This is a genomic window from Siphonobacter sp. BAB-5405 (genome assembly GCF_002872335.1).
Lineage (GTDB): Bacteria > Bacteroidota > Bacteroidia > Cytophagales > Spirosomataceae > Siphonobacter.
The window spans coordinates 76,067-94,476 of the sequence record NZ_NJAG01000016.1 but is presented as its reverse complement, the minus strand read 5'-3'; the positions used below and the strand labels follow the sequence as shown (position 1 = coordinate 94,476).

Here is an 18,410-nt window from a genome sequence, read left to right as displayed (position 1 = left end):
TGATTAAGATTATCTTTGCGTTATAAAACGAAAAAAAACGAAATGCTTCGCGAAGAACGCCTCCAATACATTCTTCAGAAACTGACGCAGCACCAGCGGGTAAGTTCGGTAGAATTAAGCCAGGAATTAAACGTTTCGGATGACACCGTTCGTCGGGACCTCAATGAACTGGCGAAAGAGGGCTTACTCAAGAAAGTACACGGCGGAGCCATTCCCAGCGTACCCCGGGCACCGGCTCCGCTCAAGATGACCGAACGCATTGCTTACGCCCAGCACGAGAAGGAAGAAATTGCCCGGAAAGCTACTGCTTTGTTTAAGGATGGACAGACAATCATTCTGGACAATGGTTCCACCAACATGGTCATTGCTCAAAGGCTCCCAACGGACCTGAATGCCCAGATTTTTACCAACAGTCTAGCCATTGCCCAGATTCTTAGCGAGCATCCTTCCGTGGAAGTACACTTGATGGGGGGATGGGTTTACAAGCGGGCTCAGGTCACCCTGGGGGCTGGGGTCATGCATACGCTCGAACAACTACGGCCGGACTTTTGCATCGTGGGCGTTTGTTCCATTCATCACGAGCTGGGCGTGACAACGCCGTATTGGGAAGAAGCCTTGCTGAAACAGAAAATGGTGGAGGTATCCCAAAAAGTCATTGCGACGGCCTGGCGGGATAAATTCGATACGGCCGATACGTGCCGGGTGTGTCCCTACGAAGCCCTGGACCTGCTCATTACCTCTTCGGCCATGACAACGGAGCAACTTGAACCGTATCATCACAAAGGCGTGGAAATCTGGTAACCGAAGGAAATGCAGATAAAAACCTGAAAAATATTTAAAAAAGGTAGTTTTTCTCCCGAAAGAAGCTGGTTTGTGAAGAAAAATCGTTTATCTTGCTCTTAGCAGCTTTATCCAACGATTTTCAAATAGTCTGACCATGAGAGAATTGAGCGACTTTCTTCCAGGAAAAAACAATGCTCAAATGAAGGTGACCCGAGGCAGTTTGTTGTTAGCTGAACCGTTTCTGGGTGATGAAAATTTTGAGCGGAGTGTAGTACTGATTTGTGAACACAATGAGCAAGGGACTTTTGGGCTGGTTTTGACTCAAACGACGGAGTTGCTGCTGGACGATGTAATTGAAGACGATATCTATCCTGACGTACCGCTTTTTGTGGGTGGACCCGTTGAGAAAAATACGCTGCATTACATTCACCGCCGCCCGGATTTGATCGAAGGTTCAACGGAATTGCAGGACGGTCTGTACTGGAGTGGTGACTTTGAACAGATCAAGAAACTGCTCAATCTGGGGTCGTTACCCGCCGGAGATATTCGCTTTTTTATTGGGTACTCGGGTTGGGGAGAAGGTCAGCTGAGCGATGAGCTGAACCGGACTCCTGGATTGTATCGAATACGCTATCCCATCAATTATTTGACGCACCAACCGATCAGCTCTGGCGACTTACCTTACGGGATATGGGAGGAGCGTATCGGGTTTTATCGCATTATCCAACGGACCCCCGTTTGAATTAGTCGCAATGGATTCATTCATAAAAAAGGCCGGATGTTTAGTCCGGCCTTTTCATATTTAGGCTTGGGAAGACTAACGTCTTCCGCTGAATTTATTACTTCCTTTGTCGTACTGGCCTACCGGGAAACTATAGCCTACGGTAAGAGAGAACCACTGATTACTCATGTCCTTACGATCAGGAATATTTTTGTATACCTGATTAAAGCCTAAGTTGTAACGAAGATCCACATTGATCCATTGCTGCTTAGCCAGACCAATGTTAACTCCTACGCCACCGGTAGCTCCCACATCAATTTTCTGGAAGTTATCATTAATCAGACCGTTGTTACCAACCATGAAGCTAACCGCGGGGCCTAAAAACAGTTTGGGACGGATGGCACCCGGCCCCATATCATTGCCGAAATAATACGTAGCCAGCACAGGTACGTGGATATAGTCCAAATTCAGCTTAAAAGCCCCATTCGTATTATTATTAAAGCTCTCATAGTCTGTGCCCAGACGCGTGTACAAAACGTTGGCCGTCAAACCAAAGTGTTCCTTGATACTATAGTTGACAAACACACCCGCCGACGGGCCAAATTTGTAGTTGGTCTGTACACCTTGGGGTGTATTCGTTAGGGTAGAATATGATCCACCGATCATAGGTCCCAGAGAAATATTTTCTCGTTGAGCAGAAACACTGCCCGCCCAGCAGAGACACAGGGCCAGCACAAACGCACGCATAGGATTGAAGGATTTAAAATAGGACTTTACTGGGATCTGATACATAGGTGAACAAACGAATGGTTAAACAGCTTATTTGATCAATACGAACGAAAGTTTTGTGCCAGCGGACTTGCTGTACTGAAAAATTGACCGTTCTTTTTGAACATATAGATCAGCTAGTAAGGTATTGAGTCCGAACGGCATAAAAAAACAACGCACCGGTTTTGATGCGTTGTTTCTCGAAATGGAGTCTGCTTAATGCTGGTCCTGTTCCTTATGAGGGCGGTTATTCAACCGTTCGATAAGCATCTGGGTGAACCGCTGATCCGCTTTGTACAATTCTGATAACTGTTTCACATTCAGAACTTTCAGGTATTTCGTCTGGTACTCGCGTTCGAGGTCTACTTCCTGTTGCCGCAGGTCCAGTACTTCTTTCAGATTCTTCCGAATGGTTTCGTCGCTGGCGTTCAAGTTATTGGTTTCTCCGTTGAGGCGACGCAGTCGGTGACGGATCTCCCGCTTTTTATCTTCACATTCATTAAAGAGCGGCCAGAAATCTTTAGCCTGATCGGGTGTCAGGTTCAGCCGGTTCGTAATCCAGGTAATTTTGGCGGCCCGGATGCGTTGCTGACCTTCCTTATTGGGCTGACCTTCTTTGGCAGGCTGCTGGGCGTAGGAAACTACCGTCAGCAAGAAAAACAAACTACCAGTGATCCAGAATTTCATACGTTTTCTTAAAAAACAATCGCTCAAACGATTGGGTAGGTGCATGGTACTAAATTAAATCTTCCAGATCTTCCAGCGGAATGTGATCCAGAATATCTTTCTTCGACGCCTTCAGGTTTTGCAGGGGTTGGGTACTGAGGCTGTCGATGAGGGGCCGGTTTTTGGGCGACTCCGACAAATCCTGTACTGAAACATTCGGCTGCTGCTGGAGATACTGGACAATATCTTCGGAAGCTACCTGACTCAGCGTTTCCACGCCGATGGAATCCTGCCGTACGGGCCAGCTGACGTACATCAGTACGGCTATTACCGCCGCCGCTCCCGCCGACAACCAGCTCCGCCGCCAGGACCAATTCAGGGACCATACGCGTTCGGGGGCCCGTTGTTCGTGAATGCGAGCCTGAATACGCTGCGGCAGGTCGTCGAAGTACGGATCAGGAGCAGAGTAGGGATTAATCTTCGGAATGTCTTCCAGTTTTATTTTCTTGTTTTCCATCTCTTTTTCCATCTCTTCGTCCTATAAAATCAACAAACTGTACTATTCAAAAACCTTGAGGATCAGTTTATTGCTTACTCGAAACTTGGAACAGTTCGCCCCGGCAAAGTTTAATTTCCGTTTAAAAATTCTTCAATTTTTCGTACGGCGTGGTGATACGAGGCTTTCAGAGCTCCTTCGGAAGTCCCGGTCACTTCGGACATTTGCTCGTAGGGCATTTCGTCGTAGTATCGTAAGTGAAAAACCAGTCGTTGTTTTTCGGGCAGGCGAAGGATGGCTTTTTGTAATTTATTCTGAATTTCATCCCCGGAAAGCTGGGGATCGGCATCAATCTTCGCCTCCAGTTCGTAGTCTACATTATCGAGCGGCAGGAAGAAACGACGACGTTTTTTATTCAGAAAATTGAACGTCTCATTACTGGCAATGCGGTAAATCCAGGTAAACAGTTGCGAATCCCCGCGAAACTCGGCCAGGTGTTGCCAGACCTTGATGAAGGTTTCCTGCGTGAGATCATCGGCGTCCGAATGATCGATAACCATTTTCCGAATCAGGCTGTATACCTTATGCTGGTACTTACGAATCAGCAGGTTGAACGCGTAATTACGCGTTTCCGGATTCGCAAATTTTTCCAACAGTTCCTGATCAGACATGTACTTTACTTTCAACACTACTTATGAAGGAACAAGTATAGGGAATGGAAAGATTCCAATGCAAGCCCCAATAGACCTAATCGAAGGCTAAATTGTTAAAATCAGTGAAAAAACGACCGAGATAGGGCTTTTTCATGGATCAACAAAAAAGAAGGCTAGTCCGAAATAGTCTTCGAACTAGCCTTTAGGAAACAATGCAAGCTTATTTCGTTTTGCGGGCGATAGCTTTCTTAGCTGCTTCTACGATGTTCGCTGCTTTCAGACCGTACTTGGTCATCAGTTCATCGGGCGTACCGCTTTCGCCAAACGTGTCTTTCACGCCAACGAATTCCTGCGGAGCCAGGTAGTTGGTAATAAGCGTATGAGCAATGCTTTCACCCAGACCTCCATTCACCTGGTGTTCTTCCGCACTTACGCAGCAACCCGTCTTTTGTACCGAGGCCAGGATGGCTTCCGTATCGAGCGGCTTGATGGTGTGAATGTTGATGATTTCGGCTGAAATACCTTCATCTTCCAGCATCTGGCAGGCTTGCAGAGCTTCCCATACCAGGTGACCGGTTGCGAAAATGCTGACATCCGTACCTTCGTTCAGCGTGATGGCTTTTCCAATCTCGAAGGGCATATCTTCGGGAATGAATACCGGAATCACCGGACGACCAAAACGCAGGTATACGGGGCCTTCGTAAGCCGCTGAAGCAATCGTAGCCGCTTTCGTCTGGTTGTAATCGCAGGGATTGATGACCGTCATGTTGGGCAGAGCCTTCATCATGGCGAGGTCTTCAAGGACCTGGTGCGTAGCTCCATCCTCACCCAGCGTCAGACCGGCGTGTGATACAGCGATCTTTACGTTTTTGTTGGAATAGGCGACCGCCTGACGTACCTGATCGAATACGCGGCTGGAACCGAAGTTGGCAAATGTCGTTGCAAAGGGAATTTTGCCCGTAATGGCCAGACCTGCCGATACGCCGATCATGTTGGCTTCAGAAATACCGCACTGGAAAAAACGATCGGGGTTTTCCTGAATGAACGTGTCAATTTTGAGGGATCCTACTAAGTCGGCACACAGCGTTACGACGTCAGGATTGGTACGACCCAGTTCGGTCATGCCCGCTCCAAAACCCGAGCGGGTATCTTTTTTATCGGTATAAGGATATTGTTTCATTGTGTCAGTTTTCAGTTTAGAGTTTACAGTTTTCAGTTAAATACTGACCAGTTTGTAAATCCTTATCTGATTCGATCAGGATACCAGGAATGGCCTATTGAAAACTGCAAACGCTGTACAGGATTAAGAAGTAGCTAGTCAATTTCTGATTGATAATTTCAAAGTTGAGAAAACCCTTGAGTTAATCAACAACTGAAAACAGTCAACCGGAAACTGAAAACGCTCCTAATAATCACCTAAAGTTTCGGGGAGTTGGGCGAGGGCTTTGGCGAGTTGTTCGTCGTTGGGAGCCGTACCGTGCCACTTGTGCGTGTGCATCATGAAATCAACACCCTGACCCATTTCGGTTTTGGTAATGACCACGATGGGCTTACCCTGACCCGTCAGTCCTTTTGCTTCGCTGAGAACCGTATCCAGGGAGTTGTAATCGTTGCCGTCCATGTGCAGAACCGTCCAGCCGAAAGCTTCATATTTAGCTCCGAGGTCGCGGTTGTTCATGACCTTCTCTGTTGGACCGTCGATCTGCTGACCGTTGAAATCCACGAACGCAATCAGGTTGTCCACTTTGTGGTGGGGAGCAAACGTAGCGGCTTCCCAAATCTGGCCTTCCTGCTGCTCACCGTCGCCCATGAGTACGTACACGAGGTGCGAATCACCGTTAAGTTTCTTGCCTAGAGCCGTACCGATGGCTACCGAAAGACCCTGACCCAGCGATCCTGAAGCGATGCGGATACCGGGCAAATGCTCGGCCGTTGCCGGGTGACCCTGCAAACGCGAGTCGAGTTTACGGAAGGTAGCCAGCTCGGCGGGTGGGAAGTAGCCGCGATGAGCCAGAACGGAATACAAAACCGGGGAGATGTGACCGTTGGACAGGAAGAAAAGATCTTCACCGTTTCCGTCCATGTTAAATACCACCTGGCCGTTTTCGTCGGTTTTCAAATCCATGTGTTTGAAATACAGACTCACCAGCAGGTCCGTACAACCTAATGATCCACCGGGGTGACCTGATTTGACGCCGTGTACCATCCGGACGATGTCACGACGAACCTGAGAAGCAATTTCCTGAAGATTCATATGTGTAGATAAGCGAAAACAAAGGGGCCTGCTTAAACGAGTACTTTAGTCCAGTCAAACCCTATAACTAAATGATAAATTACCTGTGTGAAATCGACACAAACTTACGCCGATTGCAAAATCTGACTGGTGTGGTCCTTGGTGTCAACTTTGCGGATGATCTGGGCAATTTTTCCGGATTCATCAATCACGAAAGTCGTCCGTGCCGTACCCATGTAGGTTTTGCCGTACATGTTTTTTTCCACCCAGACGCCGTAGGCTTCCACGATTTTATGGTCGGCATCAGCCAGCAAGGGGAAGGGCAGCTCGTATTTTTTAATGAACTTCTGGTGCGATTTCTCATCGTCTACGCTAACGCCCAGGACGACATAACCCGCCTGTAACAGGCTTTCGTAGTTATCGCGGAGGTTGCAGGCCTGAGCCGTGCAACCCGGCGTATCATCTTTGGGGTAAAAATACAGGACTACCTTCTTTCCGGCGAAATCACTGAGTTTCACGAGTTGACCATTCTGGTCGGCTGCTTCAAAGGCCGGAGCCTGATCGCCAGTTTGAAGAGACATAGATACGTAAGGCTTTAGGAATGGAAAGCAGTAACTTCCATTCCTGCTAAACTAAAAAGGGTATGGCTGGAATCGTACCGGGATCGGAAAATTTCTTCTTTTCTTATCCGAAAACAATTCCTGCTAATGACGGACATCCCCGATTTATGGATGGAGGTTCGGTCGTTCAAAAGTAGCTTTGTTTCCTGAATTGTCCGTCACTTCCAAGCGTAATTCACCCTGAAAAGGACGATTTTCTTCCCTTATTTTCGAAAACAGCAAATCATTTTTGGCGTCGTATTCCAGTATGACGGTTTCCGTACCGACCTGGGTTTGCCAGGTTTTAATCCCGGATAAATTGTCTTTAATGCGAAAACGAAGCTGGCGGGCATTTATACTCACCGGCGTGATGGTTGGAGCCAGCGTATCCGTCGCTAGTCGGTACGTGCCCAGGTACAGCGTTTCGGCGTGGATACGGCCGTCTTTCCACTGTCCGCCCACGAATTCAGGCCGTTCGCCATCCCGGTACAGGGCCGTTTTCTCGTATTCGGAGATGGGGCTTTCGGGCTGGTAATGAATCGTGACTTTACCCTTCAGGGGCACCGTCGGATCGCCAATCAGTAGCTTTTCATTTTTTTCCTGAAGATTCAGAAACAAGGTATCGTAAAGACTTTCCGGCTTCCATTCCAGCTCCAGGCGGTCCCTGCTAAGTCGTCCCGGTTTTTTGGGATAAGCCGTACCCACGAACGAAAACCGGATCAGCTGCGACCCCGTATCCAGGGAATCGGGCAGACCCTGACGTAAATCCCAGAGGTAACAGCCGGGGTACGCCGGACTTAACGTTTGTAGTTTTCCAGGCAGATAAACCTGTAACGAATCGGCCAGAGCCCCTTTCACCACCAGCCAGTTTTCTTCCACCGTCCAGCGTACGGAAGGATCAGTGGAGCGGCCTTCTTTCGGATCGCCCTTCACCACAAAATGCAGTTGCGATTTGTTCTGAAAATGGTCCCAGGTAGTAATCGTCACCTGATGAACGGCTCCGGGGTTGACGCGTAAACGTCCGTCGCGGGGCGAATAAATCGGTACGCGGTCGTTGCCATCCGCTTTGTAGCAACGCTGGAAAAAGCGACCCGTTTCGAAATACGTGGCGTAATCGGTGTGAATGTTAATGTCGTCAGTATAGGCTTCGGGTACCTGAGCCAGGTGGTGAAAATGCAGCTCGCGGCCATCCACGTGCACTTCCACGCAACTTAGTCCATTCTTGGAAGCCGAACCATTACTCTGATCGTACGCCAGTAATTCCAGCCCCATTTCACCCATCATTCGCAGCGTATCCCGCAACCGATACAGATGTACGGAAGGTTTCGGCGATTCTTCCTTAATAAAGCCATACTCCATACGACCAAAACGGCCTTCAACCCGGGCATTCGCATCCAGGGTACGGACGGCCAGAGCTTCGAGTACGGGGGGAATGTTATCGTGTACTTCTGCAAAGGAATAATTCAGCGGATCAACGTTGATCCCCTGGGCATTCCGGATTTCAAAGTGCAGGTGTGGCCCCATGGACCCCCCCGAATTACCCGAAAGTCCCAGTTCTTCACCGCGTTGCAACGGAAGGGTACTGGGAGCGGGCGTGAGCACTACTTCGGGTGAATGGCGGGCTACCTGCTGTTGATACACGTACTGAGCAATCCGCGGATTGAACTGTTGCAGGTGAGCGTACACGCTGGTTTCGCCGGATGGATGCGTAACAAAAACCGCATTGCCGTATCCTGTACGACTAACGATAATCTTGGAAACGTACCCCCGGTCAATGCTCTGTACCGAAAGTCCTTCGCGTTGCTGGGTTTTGATGTCGATACCTGCGTGAAAATGCTGCGGCCGAAGCTCGGCAAAGGTACCGGCCAGTTGAGCGGTTTGTCCGGGTAAAATAGGAAAAAGGTACGGTTGCTGGGCGGCGGCGGAAAAGGCTAGTACCCAGGCCAACGAAAGAATACGAGCTAGCAAGACGAATACGTAAGAAAATGGATCAGCCAACCCGGGGTTGTTTCAGGTTGGCTGTAGAATTATTTGACTTCGAAATTCAGTAATTCCTGACCTTCCAGTGTACCCATCAGCCGGTCACCGATGTGTACGGGACCCACACCCGCGGGCGTTCCGGTAAAGATCAAATCACCAATTTTTAAGGTAAAGAATTTCGATAAATAGGCAATAATTTCCCCAAAGGACCACAACATCATCGTCGTGTCACCCACCTGACGGGTTTCGCCGTTGATGGTAAGATTGAAATTGAGCCTGGGAAATTCCGGAAACTGACTTTTCGGCACAAACTTGGAAATAGGGGCCGAACTGTCGAAACCTTTGGCAATATCCCAGGGAAGTCCTTTGGCTTTTAGCTTGGACTGCACATCACGAGCGGTGAAATCAATACCCAGAGCAATTTCTTCGTAATAATTATCCGCAAACTGTACCGGAATATTTTTGCCTAGCTTATTGATTTTCAATACGATTTCCAGTTCATGATGAACATCCTGCGTAAAGTCGGGCAGGTAGAAAGCGTTATTTTCTCTTAAAATGGCAGAATCGGGCTTGCTGAATATAACAGGCTCGGCGGGCCGCTCGTTTTGTAGTTCGGCGATATGCTCGGCATAATTTCGCCCAATGCAAAAAATCCGCATAAATGATGAATGTTCGAAGACAATACTGATCAAAAAGCAATCAAGTGGGTTTTATTCCTCATTTTTGGAGGCTGAACCGACCTATCTGCAAAGCTAAGCGATCCCGAAGCACTTTGCGGGTTCGGTACAGGATTTTCTAACAAGTACTTTACAATTCATTAGTGCATTTCCTCATTTAGCATTTCCACAATCATGAAAAGAACCTTTGCCCTGGGTATTGTACTGGCTACAACGATATGGGCGTGTAGTCGAGTACCTATCTCAAACCGGAATCAATTATTACTCGTATCCGATGCAGAAATGAATCAGCAGGCTCTGGTGAGCTACAAGCAGTTTCTGGATACTAACAAAGTTATTTCCAACGGCAACGCCAATACGCAAATGGTGAAGCGGGTAGGCGAGCGAATTGCCGCAGCGGCTACCAAGTATTTTAATGAGATCAAGCACCCCGAGTACCTGGATGGCTATAACTGGGAATTTAACCTGGTACAGGATAATCAGGTAAACGCCTGGTGTATGCCCGGTGGTAAAGTGGTTGTGTATACAGGTTTGATTCCCGTTGCTCAGACGGAAGCGGGATTAGCTACGGTGATGGGTCACGAGATTTCGCACGCCATTGCGAAGCACGGGTCCGAACGCGTCAGTCAGCAGTACGTAGCTCAGGGCTTGCTCACGGGTGGACAGGTGGCGTTGGGTGTAGCCAATGCTAACAAGCCCGCCCAGGCCCGTAATGTCTGGAGTACGGTCTTTAACGTAGCGGCTCCCATTGGGGCTAACCTGGCTATTCTGCGGTACAGTCGTCAGCACGAAAGTGAAGCGGATCATTTAGGTCTGATCTTTATGGCGATGGCGGGTTATGATCCGAAAGAGGCGGTTACCTTCTGGGGACGTATGGCCGAAGCCAGCAAGAATGCTCAGAAGCCTCCCGTACTGCTTTCTTCGCACCCCTCAGATCAACAACGGATCAACGATCTGAAGAAGCTGTTGCCGGAAGCCGAGAAATACTACGCCCGCCGATAGGGTTAGTTTGCAGTTTTCGGTTTACCGTTTTCAGTTGTTGTAATAAAGCGATTTTGGTAAAATTGAAACTACGAACGTTGCAAAAAAGGAAAGGCTACTCCAAAGAGTGGCCTTTCCTTTTTTAGTTTGAAGCTACTGAAAATTGTAAACAGAAGATTGAAAACTATTGAAAGAAAGAAGGCCACTCCATCGAGCGGCCTTCTCTCTGTTTGACAATCTACGTTTCTAGTCGCTGAAAACTAAAAACTCCCTAGAATGCAGTGGCTAGTACATCTTTCAGACGATCAGCTGCGTCTTTCAATTGTACCGCTGAGTGTACTTCCAGACCTGATTCATCGATGATTTTCGCTCCTTCTTCGGCATTCGTTCCTTGCAGACGAACGACGATGGGGACGGGGATATTACCGATGGCTTTGTACGCTTCTACGATACCCGTAGCTACGCGGTCGCAACGAACGATACCACCGAAGATGTTGATCAGGATCGCTTTTACGTTCGGATCTTTCAGGATGATGCGGAAACCTGCTTCTACCGTCTGGGCGTTAGCTCCACCCCCTACGTCGAGGAAGTTGGCAGGCTCACCACCTGACAGTTTGATCAAATCCATCGTAGCCATGGCCAGACCTGCACCGTTCACCATACAGCCAATGTTGCCGTCTAGTTTCACATAGTTCAGGTTGTAATGACCCGCTTCTACTTCCAGAGGATCTTCTTCGCGAACGTCCCGCATTTCGGCCAGATCCGTGTGGCGATACAGAGCGTTGTCGTCAAGGTTCACTTTCGCATCAACGGCCAGAATTTTGTTATCGGACGTTTTCAATACGGGGTTGATCTCGAATTGAGAAGCATCCGTATCGATGTATGCTTTATAAAGAGAGCCAATGAATTTCACCATCTCTTTGAAAGCATCGCCTTCAAGACCTAAAGCGAAAGCGATTTTCCGAGCCTGGAAGCCCTGAAGACCCACTTTAGGATCGATCCATTCCTTGATGATTTTCTCGGGTGAGTGTTCGGCTACTTCTTCGATGTCCATACCACCTTCCGTAGACGCCATGATGACGTTACAGGCTTTGGCACGATCCAACAGGATAGCCAGATAGAATTCTTTGGGCTCCGTAGCTCCGGGATAGTACACGTCTTCGGAAATCAGAACCTTATGTACTTTCTTACCTTCGGGACCGGTTTGGTGCGTGACTAATTGCATGCCCAGAATCTGTCCTGATTTCTCACGGACTTCTTCGTAGTTTTTAGCCAGTTTTACGCCACCGCCTTTACCACGGCCTCCGGCATGAATCTGAGCCTTCACCACAAACCATTTCGTACCCGTTTTGATGTTGAGTTCGCGGGCTACTTCTACCGCTTTGTCGGGTGTGTCAGCGACGATGCCCTCCTGAATACGGACTCCGTATCGTTTGAGGATCTCTTTCGCCTGGTATTCGTGTATGTTCATTAGGAAGTTGAGTGAGGTTTCACTTTACGGCCCGAAAATTAGGGAGAAATCAATAAAGTCTTTGAGTTATGTTTGACAAAGTTTAGGAACTTTGCTCAACAAAATATAGCTACGACCGATGGAGTAGAAGGGGGTAGAAGTGATAAGGCCTTGATAAACAGATCGTAATAAGGGTCTTATTCGCTCTGGAAAGGGATAAGAATTTCGGCCCATCGGAATAGTAATACGGAAAGAGAAGGACGGCAAAAAGCCCCGGACCCTCCGTTTAACAAAAGTTTAGGATTCAACATTCATGCTCGAAGCTCGTCAACTCGTTAAATCATACGGAGCCCTGCCCGTACTCAAAGGAATCGATTTACAAATCCAGCCTGGCGAAATCGTATCAATCGTGGGAGCCTCGGGAGCGGGCAAAAGTACCCTGCTGCATCTGTTGGGAACGCTTGACCGACCCGACTCCGGTCAGATATTTCTGGACGGACAGGAAATCAGTAGTTTAAAAGACAAAGCACTGGCCGAGTTTCGAAACCGACGCATTGGCTTTATCTTCCAGTTTCATAACCTGCTACCCGAATTTACAGCTCTGGAAAATGTTTGCATTCCGGCCTGGATTGGCGGTAAAACGCAGCAAACGGAAGAGCGAGCCCAGATGCTACTGGGGAAACTGGGTCTTTCGCATCGGGAAAAACACTATCCCAGTCAGCTTTCCGGGGGTGAGCAACAGCGGGTGGCCGTGGCTAGAGCCCTGATTAATTCGCCCGCCGTAATTTTCGCCGATGAGCCCTCCGGCAACCTGGATTCCCGCAACGCCCGGGAACTGCACGAGTTGTTTTTTCAGTTGCGGGATGAGCTCAATCAGACTTTCGTACTGGTCACGCACAATGAAGAACTCGCCCAAATGGCCGATCGCAAGCTGGAAATGCTGGACGGTCGGATTGTCTCGGAGTAAGTTCAAGGAAAGGTTTGATGGGTGTTCGTAGAAACAAAGCAATTAGAAACGAGCACCAGTAGTTCTGTCCTCCCTAGTGCCCAACCCCGAAGGGGTGCAATACGCATAGCCCCGCATGTAATGCGGGGACTCGAACAGCTCGAAAAGTTCGTAGCGGATGCTACGGATAACCCGTCCCGCTGGCGTTACCGCACTTCGATATGGAAACGGTAAGATGAGGACCCAACATTTCAATGACAAGTATCGGCTAGAAACGTGCAGTTCTATACCTAACCCCGGAGGGGTTCAATTTGATTAGCCCCGCATGCAATGCGGGGCACCTGCACCTACCTCATTAGTTCTTAAACGTCAACCCAATCGCCCAGTGAAAATCCGTACGTCTCTTCCCCGGTAGTACCACACTTTCATAGGTATGATCCGCCGTCAGCGAAAGAGCGAGCCGTTTGCCTAATGCATAAGCCAGCGTACTCAGCGAACTCCAGCGAAGGTTGGCCATGTTCAAAGCGGGCTGTACGAAGACGGTACTATTGAAGGCGAGTTTATCTTTGGTAAGACCAACCCGAATACGGGTAGAGTTACGAATCACTCGAACATCTTCAGCGTTTAGAAAGTCGGTGTATTCGAAAATAATTGCATTCGTCATGGAGATTTTTACCAGCGTATTAGGCACTTTTCTTCCGCCCAGAACTCGCCAGCCAAAACCCGCTCCTCCGTACCAGCGATTAGAAATCTGTCGAAGGTTACTTTCCTCATGTACCCCAAATCCCATCAGATACACATCGTGCTGATTGTACCATAAGGTAGCGTTTAGATCCACAAATAGCTCCCGTTCCTGCAATTCCTTGTTAATGGTACCATAGGTATACCGCGGGGACGTATATAAACCCAGAATAGATTTGGGATTAAAGTAATCAAACGACGTGACCAGCGTATACAAACTCCGCTGCACATTGCCGCTTCGGTAATCACCGCCCAGGGTAATAGCGTAGGTAAAGTGTTTGAGCGTATCGGCGGGTGGGCGAGTTACCTGAATTAGGCTCGGAAAATTTTCAACGCCCGGCGGTAGGGTGTCGGTTTGAACTTCTTCCCGTAATCGTAACGAATCAGAAACCATGAACGCATGAGCCAGCGGGGCAACAGCAAAAGTCAACAGAAAAACGGCGGCGTACTTGAGTCCTGACATAAAGAGCATAGGCGGTAAGGAATACGTGAAAAGATTTGCAAAACTTGCACAAATTTCGTGCGAGCGACCTGAAAAAAACAAAACCGGACGTTTTCGTCCGGCTGTTTTAATGATAGAAAGTTTGATTTTCAGGGCAGTGTATTGCGTTAGTTATGTTTACTCTCAAAACGCTACCTTCGTGTAAACGCTGTATGTTATGGATGGCTGACTGATCTGGAGCTTACCCATTCGCCTGTTCAGAAGAAGCCCCCGATGCAATAAACGAAGCCTGATTCACCCTTACTAAGCCCTACAACAGGTACAGATAAGGAAGCAAATCTTACCAGCAACTTACAACCAACAACTATTCTACAAAACCCGAAACACCGGATACCGCATATGCTCCGGCTCATAGTACGGTGAAAGCTTGTGCACAAACTCCAGTTGAGCCCGACCATTCTTAGCAAAAGCGGGATCCTGAGCCCGCTTTTCCTCCAGCTTTTGCCGGGCTTCCGGGTGACTTTTCAAAAATTCAGCCGCCAGATCTTCGAATACGTAATCCGAAAATCCTTCCTTTTGCTGTAAGATGGAATCGAAGAAATTCCAGGCAAAAAAACCTTCCGGACTCGTTGGTTCCAGCGTCTCCACCAGATAGCGGTTCTTGTCCTGATTGCATGCCACGTAATAATCGCCTTTGCGGAAATGGATCGACTGCGTATGCGTGCTCACCTTCACGTCCGAATGCGGGTAATGCCCTTCGTAGGGGCGGGGTGACGTCTGGTACGATTCAATCCGGTACGCTTCTACGCTCAGCGTGGTGTCCTGGTCGAGCCGCTTCATCGTTACGTGGTTCGCTTTCAGCCGTTCGATCACGGGCCACCAGGCCTGCGGAATGAGATACGCTTTTGGTTTCTTCACGCTCAGCGTCGGCACGAAGTAGTCATAATACGGAACGCTCATCTGAAACGGCTTGCTGCGGTCGTAGTACAATCGCGGTTGCCCGGATACGTCACTAGGTTTGTATCCGTGTTCATAACCCAGAAATTCAATGGGCCGGGAGCGACTTTCGTCTTTCTTCCAGGCCAGTGGAAACTCCTGCTGCGTTCGAACGGCCTCCCGGTCGGCCTTTCGCAAACGCATAATTTCCTGAGTGTTCGTTACCGTAAATTCCAGATAGATTTTTAATAATGCATAGGTCGATTTCACGCGTTGCTCGTACGACTTCAGCATGTGCGTTTCGGGCATGAAGCCGAGCGTCTGGAACATCGCCGCAAAACCCGTGGAGTATCGGGGATAGTCAATGAAACCGCTGAAGCCTTCCTTCGTCACATTCGGCCCAAAGTTGGTCACGTAGGGGGTCATCGGATAGCCTTTGGCTTTCATCTGCTCGTACAGATAGGGCTCCATTTTCGTGTGCAGGAACGGCCCCAATCCACCGCCCAGTTTGCTGTGCTGCGTAGCGATGAGCGTCATCACGTGCTGGTAATCGGCTCCGTTGCTCACGTGTGTATCCACAAAAACGTCAGGATCAACGAGATGAAAAATTTCAGCAAAAGCCATCGCATTGCGGCTGTCGGCTTTTACAAAATCGCGGTTGAGGTCATAATTCTGTCCATTCGCCCGGAAACCGTAGGAATTTGGGCCATTTTGATTCGCCCGACTGGTCGAATTACGGTTCAGGGCTCCGTCAATGTTGTAAAAAGGAATCACGCAGAGCACGACATTGTCGGGCAGTTTGAGTCCGTCTTTGCCCGTGAGCAGGTTTCGCAAAAGCATTTGACAGGCATCTACGCCGTCGGGTTCGCCGGGATGAATGGCGTTATCAATGAGAAAAATGGCCTTCCCTTTCTTTCGCTGCTGGGCGAGATCAAAGTTTCTATCCTTCGAAATCACCAGTAAATGCAGCGGCTCGCCCGCGTCGGTCACGCCCATCGTACGCATCTGTACCTGCGGAAATTGCTGATCCAGTTGCCGGAAATAGGCCATTCCCTGCTCGTAGGTAGGGGTTTCGGCTCCCTTGGTTCGTTCAAAAATCGTTTCCAGATCTTGTGCAAAAGCGGCTTGCATACGTAGTGCGATGGTCAGCAGGAGGAAAAAACGTTTCATGTAATCAAAGAAAAGGAAACCCCAAAGTTCTGCCAAATGCCCTCGTCCAGATTACGACCAAAGCATTCATTTTCAAGACTTGGGGAGACTTACGGGCAAAAAACTGCTTCGTATCATTTTTTTAAGTAGAAAACCATAACGTATAATCAACCCTATTTACACCGCTGTATGAAGAAATGGCTTATTTTTCTAGCTTGCCTAAGTACCCAGCTCTCTTTCGCCCAGACCGAAGCACCTACCGCCCCACCAGCACCCATTCCGACGGATTTTGTCGAAGAAATCTGGTACAAGCGGGCCCTGATCTATAACCTCGACGTAAAAGTCTTCAAAGATTCCGACGGGGATGGCATGGGCGATTTCAAAGGTTTGATTCAGCAACTGGATTACCTGAAAGACCTCGGCATAACGGTAATCTGGCTATCGCCCTTTCATCCGTCTCCCTTGGAGGACGATGGATATGATGTAGCGGATTTTTATAAGATCGATCCCCGCGTCGGAACCGAAGCTGATTTCAAGCAATTGATCGAGGAATGTAACAAGCGGGAGATGCGGGTGATTATTGATCTGGTGATTAACCATACGTCCAATCAACACCCCTGGTATCAAGCGGCCCGGAAGGACAAAAATTCACCGTATCGCTCCTGGTATGTCTGGAGTAAGGAGCGGCCAAAGGATGCCGACGAGGGCATGGTATTTCCCGGCGTACAAAAGGAAACCTGGACCTACGATTCACTGGCTCAGGAGTACTATTTCCACCGTTTTTACGATTTTCAACCCGATCTGAATGCTCAGAATCCGGACGTCGAAGTAGAGATTCGCAAAATTGTCAAACACTGGCTGGACTTCGGCATTTCCGGATTCCGATTGGATGCGGTGCCTTTTTACATGGAAATCCCTCAGAGCGGCATGAAAAATCCCATGTTGCAATTTGATCTGCTCTATGGTTTGCGGCAATTCATCCAATGGCACAAAGCCGATGCTGCAGTACTGGGAGAGGCTAACGTCGATCCGAAGGAGACGGACAAATTTCTCGGTAAATACGGCGAAGGGATTCAAATGATGTTCAACTTCTACGGAAATCAGTACCTATTCTCGGCCCTGGCTTCCGAAAATATCGAAACGTTCAAAAAAGCCCTGATCGAAACCCGCGATCACTCACCCGCCAATCAATGGGCCTGGTTTCTACGGAATCACGATGAAATTGACCTGGGCCGACTGAGCAACGAAGCTCGGGAAGAAGTGTATTCAAAATTCGGCCCGAAAGAAAACATGCGTTTGTACGACCGGGGTATCCGTCGCCGGCTGGCTCCGATGCTGGGTAACCGGAAGCAGATTGATCTGGCTTACAGTTTATTGTTTGCCTTGCCGGGTACGCCAAGTTTACGCTACGGGGAAGAGATTGGTATGGGGGATGACCTGAGCCTGAAAGAACGCAACTCGGTACGCACGCCCATGCAGTGGAATACGCAGAAAAACGCGGGCTTCTCTACGGCAGCCAAAACCTTTCATCCCGTCATTAGTCAGGGGGACTATGCGTATCAGAAAGTGAACGTAGCGACCCAGGAGAAAGACCAGAAATCACTGCTGAATACCATCAAGAAGTTCATCAAAATTCGTAGCGAATGTCCGGAGATTGGCTGGGGCGAATGGACCATTCTGCCCGCTACAACGTCTACGGTATTGGTGATGCAGTACAAGTGGAAAGATAAATCAATCGTGGTGGCCCATAATTTCAGTAAGGAAAAACAGAACATTCAACTGCGAATGGCCGAATGGAAAGGCAAGTCTTTGCGGGACTTACTCAATGAAAAAACGGTTAAACCCGTTGCCGAGGGTTCGTATTCGCTGGCTATGGATGGCTACGGTTTCCAGTGGTTCCGATTGAATTAAGGCCATTCAAGGATATAGAAAAGGCTTCTCAAGTAGAGAAGCCTTTTCTATATCCTTGAAGTTAGGAACCTACAGGTTTATAAAGTCTGTAACCATCATCCGGCAGTTTCCAATTTCGGTGATTAGTTTAAGCAATAAAAGCAGGTAAGAATCTGCCTAATTATTAGGTACAAGTTTGGAAACTTGCATCAGTCAGTGAGACTTAATCGCCCGTAATAGCAGAGGGTAACGTTCGTTCCCGAAAGCCATAAAAAAAGCCCCTCCGAGTTATCGAAGAG

16 protein-coding genes and 1 pseudogene are annotated in these 18,410 nt (G+C 48.6%); 5 read left to right on the top strand and 12 right to left on the bottom strand.

Going from position 1 to position 18,410, the window contains the following annotated elements; all coding sequences use genetic code 11:
• Nucleotides 1-42 precede the first annotated feature (42 nt).
• On the top strand, nucleotides 43-801 hold the full coding sequence (locus BWI97_RS14700) for a DeoR/GlpR family DNA-binding transcription regulator (RefSeq protein WP_141217506.1): 759 nt from the start codon (nucleotides 43-45) through the stop codon (nucleotides 799-801).
• A 181-nt stretch (nucleotides 802-982) separates the two neighbouring features.
• Nucleotides 983-1,530 (top strand): annotated as a pseudogene (locus tag BWI97_RS14695) (YqgE/AlgH family protein).
• 70 nt (nucleotides 1,531-1,600) lie between these two features.
• Here the strand turns inward: BWI97_RS14695 and BWI97_RS14690 are convergent.
• From BWI97_RS14690 to BWI97_RS14650, 9 genes are all read right to left on the bottom strand, one after another.
• Nucleotides 1,601-2,251, bottom strand: coding sequence for a porin family protein (locus BWI97_RS14690; protein WP_158242767.1), 651 nt, complete (start codon nucleotides 2,249-2,251; stop codon nucleotides 1,601-1,603).
• A gap of 237 nt (nucleotides 2,252-2,488) precedes the next feature.
• Nucleotides 2,489-2,959, bottom strand: coding sequence for a hypothetical protein (locus BWI97_RS14685; RefSeq protein ID WP_094813491.1), 471 nt, complete (start codon nucleotides 2,957-2,959; stop codon nucleotides 2,489-2,491).
• Nucleotides 2,960-3,008: 49 nt separating this feature from the next.
• Entirely contained in the window at nucleotides 3,009-3,455 is a 447-nt protein-coding gene (locus tag BWI97_RS14680) for a hypothetical protein (protein WP_141217505.1), read from the bottom strand.
• A gap of 110 nt (nucleotides 3,456-3,565) precedes the next feature.
• Nucleotides 3,566-4,105, bottom strand: coding sequence for an RNA polymerase sigma factor (locus BWI97_RS14675; protein ID WP_094813487.1), 540 nt, complete (start codon nucleotides 4,103-4,105; stop codon nucleotides 3,566-3,568).
• Nucleotides 4,106-4,307: 202 nt separating this feature from the next.
• Nucleotides 4,308-5,267 (bottom strand): transketolase family protein, encoded by a 960-nt coding sequence (locus BWI97_RS14670; protein ID WP_094813485.1) that lies wholly within the window; start codon nucleotides 5,265-5,267, stop codon nucleotides 4,308-4,310.
• A 225-nt stretch (nucleotides 5,268-5,492) separates the two neighbouring features.
• Entirely contained in the window at nucleotides 5,493-6,341 is an 849-nt protein-coding gene (locus tag BWI97_RS14665) for a transketolase (RefSeq protein WP_094813483.1), read from the bottom strand.
• 104 nt (nucleotides 6,342-6,445) lie between these two features.
• Nucleotides 6,446-6,901, bottom strand: a complete 456-nt coding sequence (bcp, locus tag BWI97_RS14660) for a thioredoxin-dependent thiol peroxidase (RefSeq protein WP_094813481.1) — start codon at nucleotides 6,899-6,901, stop codon at nucleotides 6,446-6,448.
• A 144-nt stretch (nucleotides 6,902-7,045) separates the two neighbouring features.
• Entirely contained in the window at nucleotides 7,046-8,917 is a 1,872-nt protein-coding gene (locus BWI97_RS14655; protein WP_102201521.1) for a M23 family metallopeptidase, read from the bottom strand.
• 29 nt (nucleotides 8,918-8,946) lie between these two features.
• Entirely contained in the window at nucleotides 8,947-9,558 is a 612-nt protein-coding gene (locus BWI97_RS14650) for a fumarylacetoacetate hydrolase family protein (RefSeq protein WP_102201520.1), read from the bottom strand.
• 192 nt (nucleotides 9,559-9,750) lie between these two features.
• On the opposite strand from BWI97_RS14650, the gene BWI97_RS14645 reads away from it, so the two are divergent.
• Nucleotides 9,751-10,578 (top strand): M48 family metallopeptidase, encoded by an 828-nt coding sequence (locus tag BWI97_RS14645; protein WP_102201519.1) that lies wholly within the window; start codon nucleotides 9,751-9,753, stop codon nucleotides 10,576-10,578.
• A gap of 250 nt (nucleotides 10,579-10,828) precedes the next feature.
• Here the strand turns inward: BWI97_RS14645 and sucC are convergent, their stop codons facing one another.
• Nucleotides 10,829-12,028 carry an ADP-forming succinate--CoA ligase subunit beta gene (gene sucC / locus BWI97_RS14640; RefSeq protein WP_094813474.1) on the bottom strand — a complete coding sequence of 400 codons (1,200 nt, stop codon included), beginning with the start codon at nucleotides 12,026-12,028 and terminating at the stop codon, nucleotides 10,829-10,831.
• Nucleotides 12,029-12,320: 292 nt separating this feature from the next.
• On the opposite strand from sucC, the gene BWI97_RS14635 reads away from it, so the two are divergent.
• Entirely contained in the window at nucleotides 12,321-12,974 is a 654-nt protein-coding gene (locus tag BWI97_RS14635) for an ABC transporter ATP-binding protein (RefSeq protein ID WP_094813472.1), read from the top strand.
• Between the two features lie 334 nt (nucleotides 12,975-13,308).
• Here BWI97_RS14635 and BWI97_RS14630 read toward each other — a convergent pair whose 3' ends face one another.
• On the bottom strand, nucleotides 13,309-14,157 hold the full coding sequence (locus BWI97_RS14630) for a DUF481 domain-containing protein (RefSeq protein WP_176454255.1): 849 nt from the start codon (nucleotides 14,155-14,157) through the stop codon (nucleotides 13,309-13,311).
• Nucleotides 14,158-14,505: 348 nt separating this feature from the next.
• Entirely contained in the window at nucleotides 14,506-16,242 is a 1,737-nt protein-coding gene (locus tag BWI97_RS14625) for a M14 family zinc carboxypeptidase (protein WP_102201578.1), read from the bottom strand.
• Between the two features lie 168 nt (nucleotides 16,243-16,410).
• Here BWI97_RS14625 and BWI97_RS14620 point away from each other — a divergent pair, with 168 nt between their 5' ends.
• Entirely contained in the window at nucleotides 16,411-18,132 is a 1,722-nt protein-coding gene (locus tag BWI97_RS14620; protein ID WP_094813468.1) for an alpha-amylase family protein, read from the top strand.
• The last annotated feature ends 278 nt before the right edge of the window (nucleotides 18,133-18,410 follow it).

Bases quoted from the DNA above. Each gene is read 5' to 3' on its own strand.
- BWI97_RS14700 (WP_141217506.1), top strand. From the start codon at position 43: ATGCTTCGCGAAGAACGCCTCCAATACATTCTTCAGAAACTGACGCAG.
- BWI97_RS14690 (WP_158242767.1), bottom strand. From the start codon at position 2,251: ATGCGTGCGTTTGTGCTGGCCCTGTGTCTCTGCTGGGCGGGCAGTGTT.
- BWI97_RS14685 (WP_094813491.1), bottom strand. From the start codon at position 2,959: ATGAAATTCTGGATCACTGGTAGTTTGTTTTTCTTGCTGACGGTAGTT.
- BWI97_RS14680 (WP_141217505.1), bottom strand. From the start codon at position 3,455: ATGGAAAACAAGAAAATAAAACTGGAAGACATTCCGAAGATTAATCCC.
- BWI97_RS14675 (WP_094813487.1), bottom strand. From the start codon at position 4,105: ATGTCTGATCAGGAACTGTTGGAAAAATTTGCGAATCCGGAAACGCGT.
- BWI97_RS14670 (WP_094813485.1), bottom strand. From the start codon at position 5,267: ATGAAACAATATCCTTATACCGATAAAAAAGATACCCGCTCGGGTTTT.
- BWI97_RS14665 (WP_094813483.1), bottom strand. From the start codon at position 6,341: ATGAATCTTCAGGAAATTGCTTCTCAGGTTCGTCGTGACATCGTCCGG.
- bcp (WP_094813481.1), bottom strand. From the start codon at position 6,901: ATGTCTCTTCAAACTGGCGATCAGGCTCCGGCCTTTGAAGCAGCCGAC.
- BWI97_RS14650 (WP_102201520.1), bottom strand. From the start codon at position 9,558: ATGCGGATTTTTTGCATTGGGCGAAATTATGCCGAGCATATCGCCGAA.
- BWI97_RS14645 (WP_102201519.1), top strand. From the start codon at position 9,751: ATGAAAAGAACCTTTGCCCTGGGTATTGTACTGGCTACAACGATATGG.
- sucC (WP_094813474.1), bottom strand. From the start codon at position 12,028: ATGAACATACACGAATACCAGGCGAAAGAGATCCTCAAACGATACGGA.
- BWI97_RS14635 (WP_094813472.1), top strand. From the start codon at position 12,321: ATGCTCGAAGCTCGTCAACTCGTTAAATCATACGGAGCCCTGCCCGTA.
- BWI97_RS14630 (WP_176454255.1), bottom strand. From the start codon at position 14,157: ATGTCAGGACTCAAGTACGCCGCCGTTTTTCTGTTGACTTTTGCTGTT.
- BWI97_RS14625 (WP_102201578.1), bottom strand. From the start codon at position 16,242: ATGAAACGTTTTTTCCTCCTGCTGACCATCGCACTACGTATGCAAGCC.
- BWI97_RS14620 (WP_094813468.1), top strand. From the start codon at position 16,411: ATGAAGAAATGGCTTATTTTTCTAGCTTGCCTAAGTACCCAGCTCTCT.